The organism is Pedobacter sp. KBS0701, from assembly GCF_005938645.2.
GTDB lineage: Bacteria > Bacteroidota > Bacteroidia > Sphingobacteriales > Sphingobacteriaceae > Pedobacter.
In genome coordinates, this window is the sequence record NZ_CP042171.1 from 3,404,007 (window position 1) to 3,426,920 (window position 22,914).

Below are 22,914 nucleotides of genomic sequence, written 5' to 3' on the forward strand. Positions count from 1 at the left end.
TGGTTGTTATCCGGTTATAACATTATCTCCTGAAAAATAAACCAATTCAAAAGCCAATCTGTTGACTGCCCCCTACAAGTCTATATTTTCTTTAAAGGATGATTAATGTAAAAGCCTGAAACAGTTGCAACCACAGATATCCGAAATTGTTAAATATTGTCAAAGAAGTTAAAAAGGGTTAATGATTCCGCAGACAAAAAAGAAGTCAATAATTTCGGCGTATGAAAACTAAAATTACTCTTTTACTTATGTTATTTGGCACACTAGGTGTGGGCAAAATAATGGCTCAAGACTCATTACTTAAACATTCTGTTTACGTCGCTCCATTTGTCGGTCTAAACTCAACAATTAAAGCCCCCGTATATGGAGCAGAGGTTGGATATGAATATCGGCTAAATAAACATTGGGGATTTACTGCCGGTGTAAATATTGCTTACACGCAAAAGAACAATCCTGCTATTTATGATGGTAATAATGGTGGCAAACAAGCGAAAAATTCTAAACTCCTCCAAAATGCATTCTATGCTGGTGCTAAATATTATATGGGTAAGTTTTACTTGTCGGCTGATTTTGGCTACCAGGACGCTTACTCAACAGTAAACCATCAGTATATCGGTACAGGATCCAGTTACAATTATGGCACCACAGCGACAAACGGATTTTATCAAGCTTATGGTATTGGTTATCAAATGCCACTTACAAAAGGTGATAACATCGAGTTTTTTGCAAAAGGAACCAATGCAAATAATAATACTGGTTACCTGATTGGCTTTAAGTATAATTTTGGGCTATTTAGAAGAAAATAATTCTTTGCCACTTAAAACTTACTCAGGTATCTTTAAAATAACCTGGGTGAGTTTAGGCAAACTTAAAAATAGAAATTCTATATCATGCTAAAAAGAATTAAGCATGCATATCTGCAGCACTTATGACAAATAAAAATAAAGGTCTCAAAAAAGGAAGAATTCCTTATGCTTAATAAGGTATTTGTTTTTTCAACCGGCCTGACCAACAAGGTTCTGAAGTGATCGCTGGTTTCGTATATGGAGATACCGGTCAATTCGCCTCTTATTCTGTTGCTGCAACAAACTTGGATATAGATTCATTAAAATATTAACCAATAACATCACTGTGGCAAATAAGTACAGGCCCTGGGATAATTTAATTAGGATGAAAATCATCATAAATAGAAAAGCAAAAAGATGGTTTAGTTCAGCCTTTGTCATTTCTAATCTATATTCTCCCAGCTCATTTGCCAGGATTTTTTTAGTGACTGATAACCTGGGATTGAAATATTTAAAGAAGCTATGCATGATAATCCACTTGAACGGTGTTAGTCCAATTAATCCGTTAACCTTTTCATTTTTTATGAAATTTAGGTAAGGCAACCTATTCTTGTAAAAACTTGTTCCTGAAAGTATAGCAGTTATGATCATGCCAACTATCCAGGAAATAAAAGCAATCGAAAAACTAAATGTAAAATACTTAATCATAAGCTGAGGCGTCGCTTTTATACTATAAGCGCAACTTTAAATAACGAAAATAATAAATAACTGTGAAATTGCATTACACATCAAGGATTGAAGCAGAATTGCATTAATTAAAGCGATGATACATCATTTTTAGTTAAAATCACGATCTTTATTAACTCAAATAAAACAAACAGATATGAAAAAATTATTTTTAATATTCCTGCTGCTGCCTTTTATTGGCACCGCACAGGTTAAAGGCACTCATTTTGAACACGGACTTTCCTGGCAGCAGGTGAAGGAGAAAGCCAAAAAAGAGAACAAATACCTTTTGGTCGACTGCTTTACTACCTGGTGTGGTCCTTGCAAATATATGGCCAGTACCATTTTCCCGCAGGAGAAAGTTGGTGAATTCTTTAACAAAAACTTTGTAAATGTTAAGGTACAGTTCGACCAGACCAAAAATGATAGCGAAGAAGTGAAAAGCTGGTATGCCGATGCCCAGTCTATGAGCAAAGAGTTCAGGATAAATGCCTATCCTACCTTTCTGATCTTCTCTCCGCAGGGCAAGCTTGTACACCGTATTGTGGGGGGCGGTGAAGCAGATGAATTTATAGCCAGAGCGCAGATGGCGCTGAACCCGGAAACCCAATATTATACGCTGATGAAAAAAAGCGAATCTGGAAATGTGGCTCCTGAGACCTTGAAACAATTAGCCATTAGTGCCGAGGCTGCCTATGATGAGGAAAACTCCGCAAAGTTTGCCAACGCTTATATTGCTACGCAAAAAGACCTCTATACGAAAGAGAACCTGGAGTTTCTCAGCAGATATACTAAAAGCAGCAAAAGCAAGGGATTTGAGCTCATGCTAAATCATCCTGAAAAAATAGATGCCGTTCTGGGAAAGGGAAAATCAAATGAAATTTTAAGCGCTGTTGTTCTGGAGGAAAGCATCTATCCCGGGCTTAGAAAACCCAACGCAAATATAGATTCACTGGTTGCAGCCGCAAAATCGAAATACCCGACGGTAGACATTAGCAAACCTGTAGACCTGATCAAGATCCAGATTTTTCAGAGCGAAAAAAAATGGGACAAATTTCAGCCCGCAGTATTAAGCTATATGAAAAAATACGGTACAGAAGTACGTGCTGATATGCTGAATTCATTTGCCTGGACTGTTTTTGAAAACTGTAAAGATGCTAACTGCATCACTGAGGCATTGAGCTGGAGTAAACGCAGCGTGGATGAGACCCAAAGCAAAGAGCCAGCTTACCTTGACACTTATGCCAATCTGCTGTATAAGCTGGGTAAGAAGGACCAGGCGATCGCTATGCAGCAGAAAGCAGTAGACCTGGTTACAGCTGAAAATAAAACACAGTACCAGGTTACGCTTGAGAAAATGAAAAAAGGTAAATAATCCTTAAGATTAAGAAAAAGGGGATGTAGCTTATGGTGCTGCATCCCCTTTTTGAGTTTAAAAAGCAATTTAAGTATCCGCGTTTGAGCACGAGCAGACGAAAATCCATTAATTGCCATTCTTTCAATTCACAGAATTTCTATGTCGCTAATATAATATGCTATGGGCGTGCTGGTGTCTTTTCAAAGCAAACCCTCACATACATTCGGCATATAAGGGTTTGCTTGCATACTGGTTCATCCATCTTTGGATAATTACATTTTATCGGGACATCTCTATCATGGTTGAAAGTTGCCTCACGGCAACCTCATTTGGCCAAAGCAATCCCAATTCTTTAAAGCGTATTTTACCATTGCCATCAATAATAAACTTTGCAGGAATTCCGGAAACACCAAATGAGGTTACTGCAGGATTCTTTTTTGTAACGGGATCTTTAGTATCCATATACAAGGGCAAATCCAGGTTATGGGTTAACAAATAGTTTACAGCATCAGGTTTTGGGTTTGGAACCGTTTCCCAGGTATGTATAAACAAAAACTTTACCGTCGGGTCATTTTTATATTTGTTAACCATCATTTGCATCGCCGGAAGCGACTTTTTACAGGGTCCGCACCAGGTTGCCCAAAAATCAAGAACAATCGTCTTTCCTTTAAAGTCTGACAAGGAGACTTCCTTGCCGTTTATATCTTTCACTTTAAATTCAGGCGCCTGCTCCGCTATCATTTTGGCTGCTATTTCTGCTTTGTATTTGTTGTCAAACTGATTGGTAAGCGTAGCCAGGTAAGCATTTGCATCTTTGCCAGGGTGCACACTTATGTAGGCCTTTTTCAGTTCATTCTTCAAATCATCATTGGCCAGGCCTGATAAAACTGCTTTCTCCAGTTCAGGAAGCGCTTCCTGGTACCTGCCGGTTTTGCTCATCAAATAATAATACTGTGCAGTCAATCCTGCACTTTTTTTGTTAGCCTGCTCATAGCTTTCCTTAATAGCAGCGAAAGCTTTTTCATGGTTCCCCAGTTTATCCTCCACCTGACTATATAGTTGTAACAAATACAACCGCTCTTCATTTGCATTTTTTGGGTTATTCAATTCTTGCCCAACCAATGTTTCAGCAGCTTTCAAATCATACCCTATTAAGCCCGTCGCAAAGTTTTCAACGTACATGATTCTTGCGGTTTCCTGAATCTGGTTAAAATAATATAAAGCCTTCGCAGAGTTTTTTGCTATTACAAAATTATCTACCAATATAGCTCTGTATTGATCAAAACTCTCATTCGGATGGGCTTTGACCAGGCGGTTAAGAATGGCTTCTTTTTCTGAGAGATCAATAAAGAGCTTCAAAGAATCAAGACTAGCCTTATAAGCGGGTTCTGCCTGCTGACTATATCCCGATAAACTTATAAACAGAAGCGCAATAAATACTATTATTTTTCTCATTTTGATTAGATATTATAAATCTTTTTATAAGTTACATCGACAGATTTTGTCTGGCAGCGGCAATTTGCATAATTTCCCCAAAGCCGGTAAATTTCTTAGTGTACGTACCGTTGTTAAATTCTCCCTGGGCATTGATGTCGAAATAATAAACTTCGCCCGCTGAACCATTATTCACACCGATCACCAGTTGTTTGCTGGTACTTCGTTTCATTTCGATATCTTTAATTACATACCCAGTCGGGAAAGTGTAGATGAGCCTTGCCGATTTAGCAAGCATGTCGTATAAATACACGTTATTTCCGGCGGTATAATAAAGTTGTTTTAAGATGGAAGAGGTTGCAAAGTTAGTGGCGCTACCAATTTCCGGACTACTATCCATTTTTTGATTAACCCCAGGGTGAGTACTATTTCCATCCCCTGTTAAAGATAGTAAGTAGCGTCCATCGTTACCTTCCATAATATAATACCATTCAATTCCCTCTTGTGATAAGGTTGTTACGCCCCGATCATAAGCGATCATTTTTTTGCCTACGTTCGCCATATCAAACGAGTTTGTTGTTAAAGGTGTTGCAGGTGCACGATCCAGAATTCTCGACAGATAGGGCATCTGCATAAAACTCATTGTGTTGTTATCATAGAAATAAGTCATACTATAATCGGCGGGGAATATGCCGGGGAATAAATTATAGTTACCAGGAATGCGCTGAGTAAAGGGTTTGACATTGTCTGAGTTTGCACCGGAAAGCCCAACATATAAATTGCCGTCTGCCACTATATACTGTTCAAATTGCAAATTATTTATCATAAATACTGGGGCAGTTTTGAACGGAAGTGGTGTAGCCAAACCCGGGAGAATCGAACTTTTGTCACCAAGATCCAGCCAGTCGTTCATGTTAAAACGATAAACATTTTGATCACTGAAGTAATAGAAGAAACCACCCTTCCCAAAATTATATAAGGCCAGTGCTTTACCTGGATAGGTTTTATTGTTTGCCACTTCCATAGGATTGTCAAAAATGACATCGTCTGTCCGAATCAAAGAAACTTTGCCTTTTCCATCTTTGTTATTGACTATATACCAACCATCAGGATAAACACCATTCACTGTGATGGTATATTGCTTTACTGTATAAATGCCATTTCTCTTGCTCGTTACTTTGTATATTACCGGATAAGTACCTGGACTTAGTGTTACTTTGATGCGTAGATTTTTTGTTTTAGCAATTGTTGTTGTATCTGTTGCTGTATTAAGTTTCCAGCTATAAGTAAATGAATCACCTTCTGGCATTGTTTGCGCCAATGTTGGTGTGATAATCAACGAATCCAGTTGTGGAACTGTAAAAGTAGTTATAGCATCTGTAATCTTAATGTCGTTGATTTGATCATATTTAAAAGATTGATTGTCTTTTTTACAGGCAGAAAATGCCAGCATGATGAAAATAAAAATCGGGCTGAGCTTTAAAAAGTATTTTAAATGCATAATATTTTAAATTAAGGGAACGATATTCTTTGACCGTTCTCATCTAACAATGGACCATTTGCAGCCTCGTAAGCGGCCAGCGCATTCCTTAGGGTAACCGGAAAGTTCAGTAAGCCATCAGAACCAATCTTATTGTAATCAAAATCGGTTATCCCCAATGTTTTCACCATGAACTTATATTTTACGGCACTGAAATCCCCGAAATCGCCCTGGAGGTAGATCCAATAACCAGGCTCAATGTATTGGCCGGTTACATCAACCTTCAGGTATCTGAAGTTTTCTTCCGTAACTTCGTTAATACCAGGTGTCTGGCCAAGAGTACCCAGAGTAAAGTCTTTGGTTTCTGCAGGTTCCAGCACAATTCTATACACATTTTTGGCCATTCCGGCAGAATTGAGCAATATTAAGGGATAATTAAATTTCGATGCGCCTGCCGGAACGGTGAATTCTTTCAACTCAAAATCTACTCCTGCAGTTGCGGTAGTTCCCTGGGCTGTTTTCAGCAGCACCGTGCGCGGTTTATCGGATAACTTCCCGGTGATGCGCATGGGTATAAACAGGGTGTCCCTTTGCTTTTGAGTAGCTTGAAAGGCAAAAGAGTAGCTTCTTACGGCTGTGGTATTTAATTGTTCGTAGGTATAGGCAAAGAAACTAACGCCATCCTTTCCCTGGTAGGTTTCGACTGCTTCTTTCTTACATGAAAAAAGACAGGCCGCCACCATGATATATGATAAGTATTTCATAATACGAGTTTGATTAGTTTGCATAATTCGGATTAAATTGAAGTTCAGAAGGCGGAATTGGGAGTACGTACTGCGCAGGTGCCATAGCAGGACCAAATTGCATTCTAGAAGTTTTAATGCGCTTATAGTAAAAGAACAATTGTCCTTCTGCATAAAATTCCTTCTGATATTCTTTCGTAATCTCCGCTTTAAGCGTCACTGCGGTGAGCGTATTCGGCAAAACTTTAATTCCCCTGTTCAGACGCACCATATTTAAATATCCAACGCCAATCTCAGGCGTTGATGCCGTCTCAGCCAGGATATAATACATTTCAGAAAGGCGTATACCTGGTACATACTGGTCAAGTAAATTATCGGTAATTGGGGTGGTAGAACTGGATGCCTGCCAGAATTTAGATGGGAACGGAACTCCTCCCTCCTGCTCAAGGCGAAACGCAAATCTGAAATCTGAACCGCCGCCATTGCTGGTTTCGTAAAGTGTATTAAAATTAGCGGCGCTACGTGTAAGCGTTTGGCTTGCAGCCCCCCTAAACCTAAAATATTTTTGTACAGTGGGCAGTATATCCCTAACCCTGATCATAAATACCTGCTCGTTAAAATACAAGCGGTCACGTACTGTCAATCCCTGTGAAACAACGCCAGCTTGTGCCTGGGTTACAAAAGTATATTTTGCAGAGTTAACTACCACATTTGCAGCCGCCGCCGCCCCGATATTATCGCCGCTATATAACATAATTCTCGCTTCCAGCGCTTTTACACCATAATAATTAAGCTTATTCCGCCTGGTCCGTAAATCGCTGGTCACAATCGGATCAACAGGTAACAGTAGACTTTCCGCTTCTTTCAGGTCGGCCAGGGCAAATTTAACCACCTCTGCAGTTGTTGCTGGGGGATTTGCATTTTGGTTGACATCTTTTTTATATGGGATGGCTTTTAGATTGGCACCCGCAGTATATTCAGGCCCAAACATCCGTAATAAATCAAAATGCAAAAATGCCCTTAAGGCTAAAGCTTCACCACGTAATAGTGCGTACGAATTATTAGATAGCACAGATCGGTTTGTTTCTGTATTTGCAATTATTTTATTAGCTGCGGCAATTGCACTATAACTGGCAGACCAGATGGAATCAGTATAGCTTAAGACTTCTGTTGAAGCGTAGTTCAGGAGTTGTGTCTGTTGCAACTGAACTGACGATGCAGGGTCAATTGTCGCATAATTTTGAGCAAGCGCGGAAGCGAAGCCCATGGAAAGGTTATCCCCATAGAGTTTGCTACTGGCAAGCTGGCCATATACGCCTGATAAAGCCTGTTGAAAACCAACTTCTGAAGTAAACAGCTGTTCTTCAGATAGACTCGTTTTGGGCGTTACATCCAAAAATTTCTTACAACCGGAAAACATCGCAACTATTGCCAGGATTCCTATAATTAATGTTGTTCTTTTCATTGGGATATGAATATGTTTTTTGAATTTAAAATCTTGCACTTAAACCAAATGTATACTCTCTGGCAAAAGGATTATCTGTACCACGTTCTATTTCAATAGAGCTAAAGGTAGCCAGGTTGTTCGTTGTGGCACTAACACTTAGGTTCTGCAAGCCTAACTTTTTTACAAATGCGGTTTTGAACTGATAACTCAAATTAATTGAGCTGAGCTGAATGTTATTATCGCGCTGAACAAAACGTGAAGTAAGCTTTGTGGGTGTCGGAGAGGTTGTAATTCTACGGTATGGGCTCAAACTTCCAGGTCCAGTCCACCCCAGGTCGTACGCTCTTCGGTCTACATTGTTACGCGCATCAACGGCCTCCACACGGTTTAATAACGTACTGTTATACAGATCAGCACCATAATTATAATTGAAACTGAAATTTAAGGCAAAACCTGCGTACAGGAAGTTTGAATTAATGGCACCTGTCCATTTAGGGCGTGTATCGCCAACATAGGTTTTATCATTAACATCCCACACAAAGGTTGGCGTACCATCTGCTTTCAGGTAAACTTCCTGGCCGGTAACCGGATCAATGCCGAGTGACCTCACCGCATAAATTGCCGTTGTCGATTGACCTTCAATAAACTGCGCATTTTCAGCTGTTTGATTAGGATTATTCGCATTCAATGCAGCGTTGAAGGCTTTGAGTTTATCAGAAACTTCTTTTAACACCGATTTATTAGTGGCTGCATTGACAGAAACATTCCATTTTAAGCCTTTACGAGGGTCAGATAGGATGGTATAACCGATGTCGAGTTGTAATCCCCTGTTCTGAATTTTACCTAAATTTTCAGTGTACGAAGGGAAACCTGTACTAGATGCCAGCGAAACTGTAGTCAGCGCATTCTGCGTTACTTCGTTATAAAATTCTGCATTAAAAGTTAAACGGTTGTCCAGAAATGCTGAAGCAATACCAATGTTAGACTTCAATACCTGTTGCCAGCTTAAATTCGGGTTTCCAAGTGCACCGGGAAAAGCACCTACTTCACCAAAATAGCCAGTAGACGTACCCAGGTTGTACCTGAATTGTGCGGCGTAAGGATCTTGTACAGATGTACCGGTAGAACCGTAACTACCGCGAATCCTCAACAGGTTAATAGTTTTGCTATCTTTAAGGAATTGTTCATTATTGATGTTCCATCCTAAACCTGCAGACCAGAAATTACCAAACTTATTATTCTCTCCATAAGCAGAAGAGCCGTCTCTGGTATAGGTAAAATCGGTAAAATACCGGTTATCATAAGAGTAGTTCGCACTTCCGGTATAGGAAAGATTGTTAATTGTGCTTTCCGTCCCGGTAGGCCTGCTGTTTAAATATTGCGCTGCAAATAAGATATTGTCCAGACGATCAAAAGGGAAACCCTGTGTTGATACGTTATATGAATTTAAGCTTGTACTGGCAAGCCTGAATCCTGCATATACCGTAACGCCATGCTTTCCAAAATTCTTATTGTAGTTCACAGAACCGGTTCCATCCATGGTAAAGGCATCGCTGTTGTCTTTCGAATAGGAACCTCTTGCACTTAAATCTGCTATACCATTGAAACGGCTATCTAAAGCGGAATAGAAATTATCTATTGTTCCGTTCAATTTTGTGATACCCAATGCACCATTGAACCATAATGATTTACTAAAGTCGTAACGTACAGTAGTGTTATTTCTTAAATTAAAGTTTTTATTTCTGTTGTTGATAGTATTGTACTTTATATCCATTAATGGGTTTAAGACAACTGAACCTGCTACACCGAAGCCCAAATTGATGTTCTCCAGGTACTGGTTTACATTACCATTTTCATCATAAGGTTTCCAGTACGGATTCAAATTCAGGTACTGACTAAATTCACCATAGGGCGAGTCATTAGAAATAACCTGTGTTGCAATCGTGTTGTTCTGGAACGTTAATTGATGGGTTTTATAACTTAGCGTAAAACTTCCCGAATAATTTTTTCTATCCTGTCCTTTCATTACGCCTTGTAACAGATTTCCGCTGAAAGTAAGGTTGAAAGTCAAAGACTGGTCGCCCCCACGTAATGAAAGGTTGGTTCTGTTGTTTATCCCTGTTTGAACGGGAATAGATTTCCAATCCGTATTCACACCGCTCACCATTGCTTTATATCGTTCTGCATTTATGGCTTGTCCTCTATAACTGTTTAGAAAACCTACTCTACGCTCAAAATCCAATTTTTCTTCTGAATTCAGCATGTGGTATACAGAAAGATCAGGGGATGCTAATGTTAAGTTATTGGTTATGGAAACTTCCACTTTTCCTCTCGGCGGCAAGATTGTGGTAACAACCATTACACCATTACCCCCACGAGAACCATACATTGCGGTAGCAGAGGCATCTTTTAACAAGGTTACTGATGCAATTTGATTCATGTCGAGGTCTACGATTGCTTGTAATGAAACCTGGAATCCATCGAGAATAAATAATGGTGTATTGGGGTTTCCAACAAGTTCTGAACCCAGGGTTGGGTAAGAAGTTTGCCCACGCATGGTAATTTCAGGTAGCGCATTGATATTACCCCCAATCTTATTATTGGGAATAATTCTGAAGGAAGGATCGAGGGCCGCAATGCCAGCAAATACATTTACGGGACTCACGGCCTTAAGCTCGGCTGCAGTGATGGTTTTGGCTGCTCCGGTGTAGGTGTTAACCTTCCGGTCGACCATCCCAGTGATTACCGTTTCATTTAGTGTCAACTGCTCCTCCTCCATATAAATGGTATAATTCGAATTGGGCGAGATAGGTACATCCACGGTCTTATAACCTACAAACCTGAACTCCAAAGATTCTGCACCTGCCGGGATGCTGATGGTAAATTTTCCATTTTTATCCGTCTGGACGGCAGATTTTGTTCCCTTGATAGATACCGTAACCCCTGGGATTGGCTTATGTTCTTTGGCATCGCCAACAAAACCGGAAATGACTTCCAGGCTAGCTTTTGCACCTGCTTTAATCACCACCGTCTGGTTGCGTATGGTAAAATCCAGATTTTGCGCTGCAAAAATTTGTTTAAGCACAGCGGGCAATTCAGCATTTTTAACATTGATGGTTACAGGTATTGAATTTTCCAATAAGTCGTCCGCGTAAAAAAAATTATAACCTGTCTGTTGGTTAAGTTCCTTAAAAACGGATCGAAGTGAAGCATTTGACTTGGTTAAAGTCACTTTTTGAGCGAGGCTAGATGCACTTACCTGCATAAGGCACGCTATTATGATCACGATGGTTAAGCGCATAGTTAACAATAATTTGAGGTACAGCCGATTAGGCATACCAAATTTCCTTGATTTTTGATACATTAGTAGTTGGTTTGGTTAAACAGTCTCTGATGCGTTGGTCCGTAGCAAGACTGTGGTTGTAAATTGATTTTCAATCGAATATTCCAGACTATGATCAGGTCCCGGCAGTTAAACGGGGCCTGTTTTTTTGGATATCTTCTTTATCGTATTTTTTTTGTCATGTGGTTTGTTTAAAGGTTAAAATTCAGTTGATTATTCGTTATTTATTATCTGGATACATATACGGTTCTGCCCTTAACTTTAAAATGTGCTTCTCCGGTAGACTCGACGATTTCGAGAACTTTAGACAATTTATCAAACCTCGATACTTTACCACTGAAGCGCTGATTGGTTTTTTCACCCATGTAAACCACTTCAACGTTATACCAGCGCTCAATCATCTTCATGATGTTTTCAATGTGCTCACTTTCCACCACAAATTCGTTATTTTTCCAGGCAACAGCCAGATCGGTATCCGTTTCACCAATCTGTATTTTACCAGCGATCAGCTTCGCTTGTTGCCCAGGCTTTAGTACTTTAGAATTACCCGATGCAGATAACTTCACGCTTCCCTCTAACAAGGTTGTTTTTTCTACTGCGTCATCGGCATAGCTGCTGATGTTAAAATGAGTTCCTAATACTTCTACTTCCTGCCGATCTGTCTTTACAACAAATGGATGTTGCTTATCCTTGGCTACTTCAAAATATCCTTCACCACTAAGCGTAACTACGCGCTTTCCGTTTTCAATGAGGGAGGTGGCGTATGTGAGACTAGATGCAGCATTTAAATAGACAAGCGATCCGTCAGGCAACCGTACCTGATAGGTTTCCCCACGGGCGGTAGACAGGGTATTGGAAGCATTTGGATCAGAAGTTTTTTCATCAACTTCGTATACCAGTTTGCCGTCGCCTGATTTAGTAATGACTATTCCGGATTCTCTTCCTATTTCACCACTAACCACATTTGCTAAACTGACTTTCCTGCCATTTGCCATGGTAAGTGTCGCACCATATCCCCCTGGTTTTATATCATGTACAGTAATTGTGGGAACAGTGACAACCTTTTCTGGTTGGTTATTGAAGAAATAAACACCTATGTATACTACGGCCAAAACGGCAGCAACGGCAGCGATTTTTAACCAAAGTTTAAGTACTTTATTTTTATCTTCAGGTATGGCATGTGCTGATTCCTTAATCTGAACAAACAAATCCTGGTCAACCTTTCCCAGTACCTTTGCAATGGCAAAATCATTTTCATAGTACTCATCCTGGGTTTCTAATGCGCCGATGATGAGCTCTTTCAATATTTCCCGGTCTTCATCAAGTTGAAAATAATTCATCAGACGCTGGGTTTCTTCGGGACTACAGGTATTATCCAGGTGTTTTTTGAAGAGTATACGGAGTTGTTCAGATGTTTTCAAGGTTTAATTTTTACAGCTAATACGGAGCTGTTCAAAAATATCCTTAGTCTGTTAACAAGAAATTAACAATTAATTTCCAAAAACAACGATCAGGATCAAAAGCCTTTGAATAAAACACTCAAAACTATCGAAATGGCAAGTGCCGGAGAATCCCTAAAATAAGTTTTAAGAAATCTATTTGCCTGCAGCATGTGGCTACTGATGGTTTTGGCATTAATACCCATAATCTGCTCTACTTCTTTATAAGATTTACCCTCTAATTTGCAAAGTATAAATACCATTTTACGTTGAGGAGGCATCAGGTTTATGGCATGTTGTAATTTTTGAGCATCTTCTTTACTCAGCAAATCTTCTTCAACGTGAAGATACAGCTCTGAACTTGAAGCAACCATTTTAGTCAATAAACGTTTGTCTTTGGCTACTTTCCGAAAATAATCGTGCACCAGGTTCTCTGCTATACGAAAGAGATAAGATTTAAAAGATTTTTCGGGATCAATCTGCGCACGCACCTCCCATATTTTAAAGAAAAGCTCTTGCAGCACCTCTTTTACCAGGTCGTCAGATTTGAGAAGCTTGAATAAATTTCCGGCGATCCGAAATTTATAGTTATTGTATAGTATTTCAAATGCCCGCTCGTCACCATCTTTTAATTGAAGTAGTAAAGACTTTTCATCGGTGTAATTAACGTTGATCATTCGTCTGGCAAATATACATTAACTTAAAAAGACAAGGTAGTTATAATTTTGGAAACGTAACAGTGCGTTTATTTAACTGTAGTTTTTATAGATCCGATCCAATGTCCCAGGTATTAGGGACGAAAACATAAAACACATGGATAGGCCTGAAGCGCGGTCTTTGGAAGTCTGAGAATTATTTGCCATCCTGGCGTTGTAGATTCCTACTCTGTCGCGTCAATGCAACTTACAGGATCATTAAATGCCACTTGACGTTGGCAAAATTATTAGTAAAACATTGATTATAAAAGATTTTGAAGAGAAACTTACAGAAATGATTGGTCAGCCAGCCAAAAAAGATTAAGCGTATTTTGATAACTTAACAACCTTTTCTCTTAGAAGAGTGTAAATAAACTCCGTCAAAAGTTAACATTACTAACCTTAGATACAGTTTATTTTACACTCTTTTCATTTAACTTTTTTCCCTCAGCGATCACTGCCCTGTTTATTTCATTTATCCTCTTTGTATCCATTTTTTCAACCGCACGGTCATAGGTCAGCAAGCCGTTAACCTCATGCTCCACATCGGTTGTCTGGGTATAAACTGCCACACTAAGACCTTTGTATTTCATCAGCTGTTCAACCTGGCTCATCAGCAGTACATACCTATCCGTCAACGCAGCACTTGTAGGTTCATAGGCATAAGCATTGTTTTCTACAGGCCACATGTGGTCCCTTACAAATAGTCCCACACCACCGAACTCCCCCAAAGATGCGGCTCTTTTATCGTCAGGTACAGACGCATCATAGGGGCCAATATAGATGTGCGTATCTACAAAGTCTCCATTACCCGGATCACCAGCCGCCTTCTGGTAGCTGGGATTGTTGTTAAACCCCGAATTGCCATTTACCAGCCTTGAGGAATCGTATTTTTTTACCCAATCGGTTATTGCCGGTACATCGAAAGCACCCCAATTCTCATTGAAGGGAACCCAGGCAATAATCGAGGGCGAGTTGTAATGTTCGTCCATTACCGCCTTAAGTTCTTTGCGAAAAGCGGAGCGTACTTTTGCCGTGTCCTCATTCTGGTACCAGATTGCCGGCATGTCCTGCCAAAGCAGAATGCCCAGTTTATCTGCCCAATAGTAAAAACGCTTTGGTTCGGTTTTCATATGTTTGCGGATGAGGTTAAAGCCCGCCTTTTTTGTAAATTCTATATCAGATTTCAGCGCCTGTTCAGTAGGAGCAGTCAGAATTCCATCCGGCCAATAGCCCTGATCAAGTAGACCAACCTGCATGATAAACTTTCCGTTCAGCAAAGGACGCATAACACCTGACACCTTTCCCAGCCTAATATCCCGCATACCGAAATAGCTCTTCACTTCATCAACTGTTTCACCCTTGTGATCTTTAACCGTAATTTTGAGATCATAAAGAAAAGGCTCATCAGGCGACCATAACTTTGGATTTTCGATTGGCAGATAAAAAGCCTTTTCGTTAGTCCCCTGCGCCTCGGAGACGATCTTATTGCCATCAAGTACCACTGCAGATATGACAGAGGAACTTGCATCAACCGTTACCTTTAGTCTGCTGTTTTCCAGATCGGGCAATAGCTTGATATTTCTAATATGAACTGCGCTCACCGGTTCAAGCCATACCCCCTGCCAGATGCCAGAGCTGAAGGTATAATCTCCCCGTGGTCCGTTCTTGCCCGAAGGCATTCTACCGTCATTGGAATCATAAGCGGCAACAATCAATTCATTACTTCCTGATTTTAGCAATGGGGTAATATCCAGCGAAAAGGCATCATAGCCACCCGAGTGAAATCCGGCCTTTTTTCCGTTAACGAAAATGGTCGCATCATGATCAACGGCTTCAAAATTGACTAAAATATTTTTTCCCTTCCAGTTTTGGGGTATTTCGAAACGCCTGCGGTACCACATGTTAACCTCCTGCTTGCGCTCAATGCCCGAGATCACTGATTCGGGACAATATGGAACAAGTATTTGTTCAGATTTTCCGGCAAATGTAATCGGCATTTTTGGGTTGAATGCATTTAGCTTATCTTTTCCGCCGATATAATCCCATTTACCGTTTAATGACTTCCATTCTCCACGTACCATCTGGGGGCGCGGATAATCAGGAAAAGGATTTTGGGCCGCCATCGCCTCTTTAGTCCATTTGGTGGGTAGCTTTGCAGTCTGGGCGCAAACATTTCCACAATATGCCTGCAATATTACTGAAAGGAATAGGATAGATAAAACTGTTTTTTTCATATTATCCGGAAGATTAAGGTTCTATGGTTCTGGAACACTAATATATCATTTTTAACCTAATAAATCGATTTATCACATACCAAAACTATTTTTGTAGCGCTTATAATTTCATCTGGGAAAGTTTACTCCATCTGGTCCACATCTAGCAATATGCTGAACAGTTTTTATGAACGGGCTGCATAGCGTTACTTCGGCCTCAGGGATATCAGGAAAAAAAGCTTTACAATAGCATATCCTTTTGAGTGAATTTGTCAATTCATTTTTAACTAGGTATAGTGTTTAATAAACCAGGTTAACGCAGGGCTTTTATTAGATTCTTTATAAGCCAATACCACCTCTGTATGAACAGGAATGGCATCAAACTCTACAAAGGATACTTTCAAATGTACATATTGCTTTTTTAACGATAATGGCAAAATAGATACTCCCAGGCCCGCTTCTACCAATTGTAATATGGAGTGTACATTGTTAGCCTCGTGGGTAATGTCTGGACTAAAACCCATTCGTTGGCAAATCTCAATGAGTTTCTGATTATACTGGGGTGCAAAATCTTTATTAAAGAATATAAACGGACTTTTTTTCAAAAAATCTGCAAGTTTTTGCTGGCGATCATTTTTTTGGTCTGTTAAAGGAATAACCACCACAAAGGGATCAAAAAACAAAGATTCTACTTTCAATTTTTCGGATAAAACCGGGGCTCTTAAAATCCCCACATCCAGGCTGCCCTGCTCCAGCGCTTTAATTTGGGTGAGTGTAGGTACTTCGAACAAACTCGTTTTCAGATAAGGAAATTCCTGATGCATTAATTTTAAAATTTCTGCAAGGTGTGATTGGTAAACCGAACTGATATAACCAATCTTTAATTCGCCGCTAACCCCTCCATTAATTTTACGAACTACTTCCTTACTTTCTTCCAGCTTATCAAACATGGCATCAACCTCACTCTTAAAATACTTTCCGGCATTTGTTAATGCAACACGCTTATTATTCCGAACAAACAGCTGTACACCAAGCTCTTCTTCCAGTTGTTTAATCTGCCTGCTTAAAGGCGGTTGCGAGATAAAAAGTTTGGTTGCTGCTTTGGTAAAATGAAGTTCTTCTGCAACAGTTTTAAAATACAACAGGTGTCTGAGTTCCATATTTATAATACTTAAAAGGTATTGATATATGCTAAAATTGATATTTTACAAATATGATTAACAACACTAACTTTACAAAAAAATTAAAGCAATGAATAAAGATTATTCGCATAAAGCAACAAATGAAGAAATCAAAACAAGGTTTGACAATGATGTAGAACGTTTCTCGAACTTAGAAAGCGGTCAGCAAACCACCATCGATGCGCCACTTACCATGGAGCTTTGCACCGGAGCGGCCAAATATATTAATCCAAACGCGAAAGAACTGTTGGATATTGGATGTGGTGCGGGTAATTATACATTAAAAATGCTCAGCAAAATCCCAAACCTTAACTGTACCCTTAACGACTTGAGTTTACCGATGCTGGAACGCGCAAGTGGTAGGGTATCGGCACAAACTACCGGAGTAGTAACCGTTATACAGGACGATATGCGCAACCTTAATTTACCAGATAACCATTTTGATATTGTACTGGCCGCAGCAACATTTCATCATTTGCGTACTGATGCCGATTGGGAACTTGTTTTTACTAAAGTTTACCAGGCCTTAAAACCCGGCGGCAGTATCTGGATTTCAGACCTCATTGCCCACGATTCTGTATTGATCGATAATCTTTTTCAGGATCAATATGGAGCCTATCTTGAAACACTTGGTGATGAAGCATATAAACAGAAGGTATTTGACTATATTGAATATGAAGATACCCCCCGTTCTTTAAACTATCAGCTGGCATTACTGCAAAAAGTTGGGTTTAACGTTACTGAGATACTACATAAAAACTCTTATTTTGCAGCATTTGGAGCGATAAAATAAAAAATTTTGCCTGGTGGTATGGCAACTACTACCAGGCAAAATCTCCACTAAGATTAATGAATAGCAAGAATAATTCTATTTTAGCAAAAAAAGAATCCAGGGTTTATTTTTAAAAATGATTTAATTGACCCACCTACCACATTATGGGTAGCCAGGATTAAAACCTTTACTTAATACAGTTAATTCATCTTGATTGATCAGATTAGGATCTTCGAACTGTCGCTTTAAAAAGTTAACCGGAACTTTTAAAGTACCATTTGTAGTACGCAATATGCAAACTTCTTCATTGGCGGTTGAAGATACATAATAACCGATTTCGGATTCAATTTCAGATAAACGGATCAGCAATTCGTAATAGATGTAGAGCGGGATATTCACACACAAAGTTAACACAATAAAAAGCGATCCTTTAATTATTGTTACGTTAACGTTAATTCATCTGCTAACCACAAATTAACAGTAAACATTTTTTCATTTAAGCTCATTAGCCTGGCTTAAAACTTAATCCCCGCTTAACAATAGTAGTTTTAAGTTTGCTCTTAAAATCCAGAAAGGTTATGAAAAAACGCTCAACTCAGTTAAAAAGAATTGTTTATTACTGCCCTTACCTTATTATTCTGATCATTTCCCTTCATTCCTGCAAAAAAGACAAAAAACGACCCGATTATCCCGCCGGAAGTAATGAAAACATCAATACCTGGATACTCGACAGCCTGAAACGCTATTATTATTGGAATGAGCAATTACCTTCCGATCCAAATATCGGTTTATCACCCAAAGATTTTTTTAATACCGTCCGCAATGCTTCTGACCGCTTTTCCTATATCAATATCCCCAACGATGCCACAACCTTTACACCGAACAACCGGAACTTTGGTTTTGATTATGTAACCGTTAGCGACCAGAACAGTACAAAAGTAATTGGAATTATTAAACTGGTTCTAAAAGATTCTCCTGCATCACGGGCAGGTTTAAAACGTGGAGATTATATCAGCCAGATAAACGGAAAAGCACTAACAACTGCCAATGCACATGCCCTGCAGGACGAAATTTTAAGCGGCAATCACTTTTCGTTAACGCTGGCAGAACAGAATAACAGTATATGGACGGAGACACGTACCGTAGAACTGACTAAAAGGGTAATCCTCGATCAAAAAGAAATCAGTAAAGTGATAGAAAGTGATGGAAAAAAAATCGGCTACCTCAATTTTCTTGATTTTAATGGCGGGTTGGCCAGTTCATTACTTCCGGTTTTCAATAATTTCAAAGCGGAAGGCATTACCGACCTTATCCTTGATCTACGTTATAACGCTGGTGGTCAGGTAGCAGAAGCGGCAGCAATATGTACCATGATTGCACAGAATGTAACTTTCGATAAAGCATTTATTACGTACAAGGGCAATAAAAATGGTGGAACCAGAACAGAATCCATCGGTACCGCAGCAACTTTCGATAAAACTGTAAATTTCAATATTCTTCTTCAGCAAAACCTGGGCTTAAGCAGGGTTTATATTTTATCATCTGCCGCCACGGCATCGGCTTCGGAAGTGATGATCAACAATTTAAAACCCTTTATCCAGGTCATACAGATCGGTGAAAAAACCAGGGGGAAAGATGAAGCATCGTTCAGGATATTTGATGCACGGAGTCCAAAACAGATCAACTGGGAAATGCACCCGATTGTGTACAAACTATTTAACGCACAAGGAACCGGTAATTACAGTGCAGGTATCCAGCCTGATGTAAATGTAAATGAAATCAATACCTTACCCCTGCTCCCATTTGGCGATCAGGCCGATCCGCTGGTAAAAGCAGCAATGGGCAGGATAAGTGGTAAAGTAGCCAAAACAGGTATTGGTCTTAACACCATGCTTTCAGGGGCTTTCCAACCCGGAAATATTTTAATGGATTCAAGGGCACAATCTGCGCAACAGGGCATGGTTATCACCCACCGGTAGCAGAGATAGAAAAGGTTCTCATTAGCTTAACATTAACTTTAAACACAAGCCCTAACTTGCATCCGTTAACCGCTACTCATGGAAAAGTTGGAAGATTTTAAAAATATAAAACTCCTGAATGCATTGAAAGCTGGCGATTCTGCTGCTTTTAATGAAATTTACCACAAGTACTGCCAAAAGATATTTGGTTATGCCTACCATTTTACCCGCTGCCGCGAAGAAGCCGAAGAACTTACACAAGATAGCTTTGTCAGACTTTGGGAAAACAGGGCAAAAGTAGACCCTGAAAAAAATTTCGATGCTTTTCTTTATACCCTGATCCGCAATAATTTTTTAGGTACACTCCGTAAAAAAGCGAGGGAAAAAGCCTATAGCAGCGAAAGTTTAGCACGGGAACAAGCTTTTAATACCATTGAAGATGAACTCGATGCGAAAGAATCGAAACAATTGGCACAGGAAGCGATCGAAAGCCTTTCTCCTCAGGTAAAACGGATATACCTTATGAGCCGTAACGACCACCACACACATGAAGAAATATCGCAGCTAATGGGGATTTCTAAAAACACGGTGAACAACCACCTGAAAAAATCGCTGAACATTATGCGTAAATACTTTAAGACTTATTCGCCGGAAACGATAATATCATTGGTATTAGTGATGTTCTGCTGAGCGTAAGGCGTTTGCTACCGCAATCGTCATCTCGAGTGAAGCCGCAGCGAAATGGAGAGATCTATTTAATTATTTTCATTATTATAAAAGATCCTTCGACTCTTTTTCAATTAAAGGATTCAATAGAATGGTCGTCATCTCGACTGTAGCGCAGCGAAATGGAGAGATCTATTTAATTATTTTCATTATTATAAAAGATCCTTCGACTCTTTTTCAATTAAAGGATTCAATAGAATGGTCGTCATCTCGACTGTAGCGCAGCGAAATGGAGAGATCTATTTAATTATTTTCATTATTATAAAAGATCCTTCGACTCTTTTTCAATTAAAGGATTCAATAGAATGGTCGTCATCTCGACTGTAGCGCAGCGAAATGGAGAGATCTATCTCAATAGATTTCTCGGCTTCGTTACACTCCGCTCGAAATGACGGAAACTAGAAGGGAATTTCCACGCAGAGATTAATAGGAGGAAAAGTTGATTAATAGGGATGCGCCACGCTCGCTAATTCGTCAATACAAATTGATTATTGGTGATTAATTATCCATTAAATCTTTTTTTAAAAAAATCTTCTCCCCTTATAGCTGTATGCCAACTCTCGTGCATATATACAGTAGCGCGCAGCATAAAAGCGTAAAGAATAAGCATAAAAAGTGAAAAAAGATTACATTAAAATATTATTTGAACAATACCTGGAGGGCAAAACCAATCAGGATGAGGAAAAAATTCTGTTGGATTACCTCGCCGATCCGGCGAATGGCGACAGCGAATTTCATACAGTGATGGAAAAAGCATGGAAAAAGCAAAACAGTAAAGCCGACTACTCTTTTGAAGCCAGACAAGGCCTTAACCAGATCTGGAACAAAATTGAAGAGCGGAAACCAAAAAGCAAACTGCTATATCCATTATTAAAATATGCTGCCGCAGTTTTAGTGGTTATTTCTGCAGCATTTGGTTGGTACGCCTACAAAAAAACACAAGTACCTATTGCTTTTTTAAGTAAAACGACTCAAAAAGGCGAAAAAGTGAAGTTAATACTGCCTGATAGTTCGGTTGTATATCTTGGCGCCGGCAGTAAACTTACCTGGCCATCACATTTTGCTAAAGGCAAACTGAGAAATATCCAACTGGAAGGTGAAGCCTTTTTTGAAGTAAAACATGATACCAGCAGTCCTTTTATAGTACATAGCGGACAAATGCAGACCCGGGTTTTGGGTACTTCCTTTAACATATATGCTTATCCGAAAGACGGAACCTTCAGCGTGGCAGTGCGTACAGGTAAAGTAAAAGTTTCGGAAAACAGTGAGGGAAAATTAAAACAACTTTCGCTGCTTACCCCAGGAATGAAATTATTATACCATTTAAAAGCACACGATTACATTGTCCGTAACGAGCGCATTACCGAAGTTAATGCATGGATTAAAAACAGCTTTGCTTTTAAAGATGTAGCCCTTCCCAGTATGTTTAAGTCATTAGAAAGGTATTACAATGTGCATTTTGAATTGAAGACCAATAAACTCAGCCAGTGCAGGTTTAATGCAACTTTTACAAACAAAAGCATTGGTAATATAATGGAAGAAATCCGCGTGATGAGCGGTAAAAAGATGAAATATAAAATAGATACTGCGAACAAAACAATTACCGTATGGGGGGAGGGCTGTCAATGATGAGTTAGCGATATGCTATGGCGCTGCAAAAGGCGCAATAAACCGGATTTATACCTACGAAAAACAATTAAACCTCTTAACATGAACAAGGAGCCGGATTGCTCGAACAATCCAGCTCCTAAAACAAAAGTTTTTAACCCGTGAGAATTAAAAAACATCTTGAACCTATGAAAATAGGGTTTTACGACTATATAAAAGAATATTTTATCAATTTGGATTACCGCCCTATGGTAGCTTTAATGGTACTGTGTACCTTCTTATTTAACCAGGGCATGGCAAGCAGTTTTGCGCAAACACCAAAAGAAAGCAGTTTGAGCATTAAAATAGCAGAAATGAGCATTCCAGATGCACTTTCGTTACTTGAAGAAAAAGCAGGATTTTCAATTAATTACAATAAATCGATTTTTAGTCAAAATGGAAAAGTAAGCCTTGAAGTAAAAAACACGGCCCTTGAGCTTATCCTCAAAAAAATATTGTCTGGTACCAGGGTAACGTATAGGTTTGCCGACGCCAATACGATATTGCTTTATAAATTACCCGATCCGGTGAAACCGGGCCGGATATCGGGAAAAATATTCGACGAAAAAGGTGAAACACTACCTGGTGCATCCATCAAAATTATAGAAACGGGCAAAGCCACCCAAACCGCCAGCGACGGAAGTTATAGCATCAACGTAGAACCCGGCAACTACACAGTAGAAATCAGTTATATTTCTTATGCAACACAACGCATCAGTGATGTAATGGTAAAGGCCGACAAAGCCACACCACTAGATATTTCTTTAAAACCCGATGCAAAGGGGCTTAAGGATGTTGTAGTGACCGCGACATACAAAAAAGCATCAGTTGATGGCTTGTTGTCCCGTCAGAAAAACGCCTCTGAAATCAGTAACGGGATTAGTGCCGAACAGATTTCGAGAACACCGGATAAAAACATCGGCGAAGTTTAAAACGTATAAGCGGTGTAAGCTCGATAGACAATA

18 protein-coding genes are annotated in these 22,914 nt (G+C 39.5%); 7 read left to right on the forward strand and 11 right to left on the reverse strand.

The features are described from left to right. Positions 1–221 precede the first annotated feature (221 nt). Positions 222–806 (forward strand): hypothetical protein, encoded by a 585-nt coding sequence (locus FFJ24_RS13770; protein ID WP_138822030.1) that lies wholly within the window; start codon positions 222–224, stop codon positions 804–806. Positions 807–995: 189 nt separating this feature from the next. Here FFJ24_RS13770 and FFJ24_RS26790 read toward each other — a convergent pair whose 3' ends face one another. Beyond that, complete coding sequence (locus tag FFJ24_RS26790) at positions 996–1,493, reverse strand: hypothetical protein (RefSeq protein WP_138822031.1); 498 nt, start codon at positions 1,491–1,493, stop codon at positions 996–998. Positions 1,494–1,668: 175 nt separating this feature from the next. Between FFJ24_RS26790 and FFJ24_RS13780 the strand changes: the two genes are divergently transcribed. Continuing rightward, a complete protein-coding gene (locus FFJ24_RS13780; RefSeq protein ID WP_138822032.1) occupies positions 1,669–2,886 on the forward strand; it encodes a thioredoxin family protein in 1,218 nt (405 codons plus the stop codon). A gap of 261 nt (positions 2,887–3,147) precedes the next feature. Here FFJ24_RS13780 and FFJ24_RS13785 read toward each other — a convergent pair whose 3' ends face one another. The 9 genes from FFJ24_RS13785 to FFJ24_RS13825 all read right to left on the reverse strand — a co-directional run bounded on the left by FFJ24_RS13785 (position 3,148) and on the right by FFJ24_RS13825 (position 16,825). Beyond that, positions 3,148–4,323, reverse strand: a complete 1,176-nt coding sequence (locus FFJ24_RS13785; RefSeq protein ID WP_138822033.1) for a TlpA disulfide reductase family protein — start codon at positions 4,321–4,323, stop codon at positions 3,148–3,150. Positions 4,324–4,354: 31 nt separating this feature from the next. Beyond that, complete coding sequence (locus FFJ24_RS13790) at positions 4,355–5,803, reverse strand: PKD-like family lipoprotein (RefSeq protein WP_138822034.1); 1,449 nt, start codon at positions 5,801–5,803, stop codon at positions 4,355–4,357. Between the two features lie 11 nt (positions 5,804–5,814). Continuing rightward, positions 5,815–6,546: a DUF4843 domain-containing protein gene (locus FFJ24_RS13795; RefSeq protein WP_168202478.1), complete on the reverse strand. Its 732-nt coding sequence runs from the start codon at positions 6,544–6,546 to the stop codon at positions 5,815–5,817. A gap of 13 nt (positions 6,547–6,559) precedes the next feature. Then, the gene (locus FFJ24_RS13800; RefSeq protein ID WP_138822036.1) at positions 6,560–7,990 is read right to left on the reverse strand and encodes a RagB/SusD family nutrient uptake outer membrane protein; all 1,431 of its coding nucleotides are present in this window, start codon (positions 7,988–7,990) and stop codon (positions 6,560–6,562) included. A 25-nt stretch (positions 7,991–8,015) separates the two neighbouring features. Then, positions 8,016–11,336: a SusC/RagA family TonB-linked outer membrane protein gene (locus FFJ24_RS13805; RefSeq protein WP_138822037.1), complete on the reverse strand. Its 3,321-nt coding sequence runs from the start codon at positions 11,334–11,336 to the stop codon at positions 8,016–8,018. Between the two features lie 206 nt (positions 11,337–11,542). Continuing rightward, complete coding sequence (locus tag FFJ24_RS13810) at positions 11,543–12,736, reverse strand: FecR family protein (protein ID WP_138822038.1); 1,194 nt, start codon at positions 12,734–12,736, stop codon at positions 11,543–11,545. A gap of 95 nt (positions 12,737–12,831) precedes the next feature. Then, positions 12,832–13,431 carry an RNA polymerase sigma factor gene (locus FFJ24_RS13815; RefSeq protein WP_138822039.1) on the reverse strand — a complete coding sequence of 200 codons (600 nt, stop codon included), beginning with the start codon at positions 13,429–13,431 and terminating at the stop codon, positions 12,832–12,834. A 431-nt stretch (positions 13,432–13,862) separates the two neighbouring features. Continuing rightward, entirely contained in the window at positions 13,863–15,686 is a 1,824-nt protein-coding gene (locus tag FFJ24_RS13820; RefSeq protein ID WP_138822040.1) for a glycoside hydrolase family 2 protein, read from the reverse strand. 266 nt (positions 15,687–15,952) lie between these two features. Next, positions 15,953–16,825 (reverse strand): LysR family transcriptional regulator, encoded by an 873-nt coding sequence (locus FFJ24_RS13825; RefSeq protein ID WP_138822041.1) that lies wholly within the window; start codon positions 16,823–16,825, stop codon positions 15,953–15,955. A 91-nt stretch (positions 16,826–16,916) separates the two neighbouring features. Here FFJ24_RS13825 and FFJ24_RS13830 point away from each other — a divergent pair, with 91 nt between their 5' ends. Then, entirely contained in the window at positions 16,917–17,639 is a 723-nt protein-coding gene (locus FFJ24_RS13830) for a class I SAM-dependent methyltransferase (protein ID WP_138822042.1), read from the forward strand. Between the two features lie 141 nt (positions 17,640–17,780). Here FFJ24_RS13830 and FFJ24_RS13835 read toward each other — a convergent pair whose 3' ends face one another. After that, on the reverse strand, positions 17,781–18,017 hold the full coding sequence (locus FFJ24_RS13835) for a hypothetical protein (protein WP_138822043.1): 237 nt from the start codon (positions 18,015–18,017) through the stop codon (positions 17,781–17,783). A gap of 179 nt (positions 18,018–18,196) precedes the next feature. Here FFJ24_RS13835 and FFJ24_RS13840 point away from each other — a divergent pair, with 179 nt between their 5' ends. From FFJ24_RS13840 to FFJ24_RS13855, 4 genes are all read left to right on the forward strand, one after another. Then, entirely contained in the window at positions 18,197–19,597 is a 1,401-nt protein-coding gene (locus tag FFJ24_RS13840; RefSeq protein ID WP_138822044.1) for a S41 family peptidase, read from the forward strand. 78 nt (positions 19,598–19,675) lie between these two features. After that, positions 19,676–20,266 carry an RNA polymerase sigma factor gene (locus FFJ24_RS13845; protein ID WP_138822045.1) on the forward strand — a complete coding sequence of 197 codons (591 nt, stop codon included), beginning with the start codon at positions 19,676–19,678 and terminating at the stop codon, positions 20,264–20,266. 651 nt (positions 20,267–20,917) lie between these two features. After that, a complete protein-coding gene (locus FFJ24_RS13850; protein ID WP_138822046.1) occupies positions 20,918–21,931 on the forward strand; it encodes a FecR family protein in 1,014 nt (337 codons plus the stop codon). A 167-nt stretch (positions 21,932–22,098) separates the two neighbouring features. Then, positions 22,099–22,881, forward strand: a complete 783-nt coding sequence (locus FFJ24_RS13855; RefSeq protein WP_138822047.1) for a carboxypeptidase-like regulatory domain-containing protein — start codon at positions 22,099–22,101, stop codon at positions 22,879–22,881. The last annotated feature ends 33 nt before the right edge of the window (positions 22,882–22,914 follow it).

What these genes read in the sequence shown, in the direction of transcription:
- FFJ24_RS13800 (WP_138822036.1), bottom strand. Translation starts at nt 7,990, where the DNA reads ATGAAAAGAACAACATTAATTATAGGAATCCTGGCAATAGTTGCGATG.
- FFJ24_RS13780 (WP_138822032.1), top strand. Translation starts at nt 1,669, where the DNA reads ATGAAAAAATTATTTTTAATATTCCTGCTGCTGCCTTTTATTGGCACC.
- FFJ24_RS13820 (WP_138822040.1), bottom strand. Translation starts at nt 15,686, where the DNA reads ATGAAAAAAACAGTTTTATCTATCCTATTCCTTTCAGTAATATTGCAG.
- FFJ24_RS13770 (WP_138822030.1), top strand. Translation starts at nt 222, where the DNA reads ATGAAAACTAAAATTACTCTTTTACTTATGTTATTTGGCACACTAGGT.
- FFJ24_RS13785 (WP_138822033.1), bottom strand. Translation starts at nt 4,323, where the DNA reads ATGAGAAAAATAATAGTATTTATTGCGCTTCTGTTTATAAGTTTATCG.
- FFJ24_RS13805 (WP_138822037.1), bottom strand. Translation starts at nt 11,336, where the DNA reads ATGTATCAAAAATCAAGGAAATTTGGTATGCCTAATCGGCTGTACCTC.
- FFJ24_RS13790 (WP_138822034.1), bottom strand. Translation starts at nt 5,803, where the DNA reads ATGCATTTAAAATACTTTTTAAAGCTCAGCCCGATTTTTATTTTCATC.
- FFJ24_RS13825 (WP_138822041.1), bottom strand. Translation starts at nt 16,825, where the DNA reads ATGGAACTCAGACACCTGTTGTATTTTAAAACTGTTGCAGAAGAACTT.
- FFJ24_RS13830 (WP_138822042.1), top strand. Translation starts at nt 16,917, where the DNA reads ATGAATAAAGATTATTCGCATAAAGCAACAAATGAAGAAATCAAAACA.
- FFJ24_RS13845 (WP_138822045.1), top strand. Translation starts at nt 19,676, where the DNA reads ATGGAAAAGTTGGAAGATTTTAAAAATATAAAACTCCTGAATGCATTG.
- FFJ24_RS26790 (WP_138822031.1), bottom strand. Translation starts at nt 1,493, where the DNA reads ATGATTAAGTATTTTACATTTAGTTTTTCGATTGCTTTTATTTCCTGG.
- FFJ24_RS13815 (WP_138822039.1), bottom strand. Translation starts at nt 13,431, where the DNA reads ATGATCAACGTTAATTACACCGATGAAAAGTCTTTACTACTTCAATTA.
- FFJ24_RS13795 (WP_168202478.1), bottom strand. Translation starts at nt 6,546, where the DNA reads ATGAAATACTTATCATATATCATGGTGGCGGCCTGTCTTTTTTCATGT.
- FFJ24_RS13840 (WP_138822044.1), top strand. Translation starts at nt 18,197, where the DNA reads ATGAAAAAACGCTCAACTCAGTTAAAAAGAATTGTTTATTACTGCCCT.
- FFJ24_RS13855 (WP_138822047.1), top strand. Translation starts at nt 22,099, where the DNA reads ATGAAAATAGGGTTTTACGACTATATAAAAGAATATTTTATCAATTTG.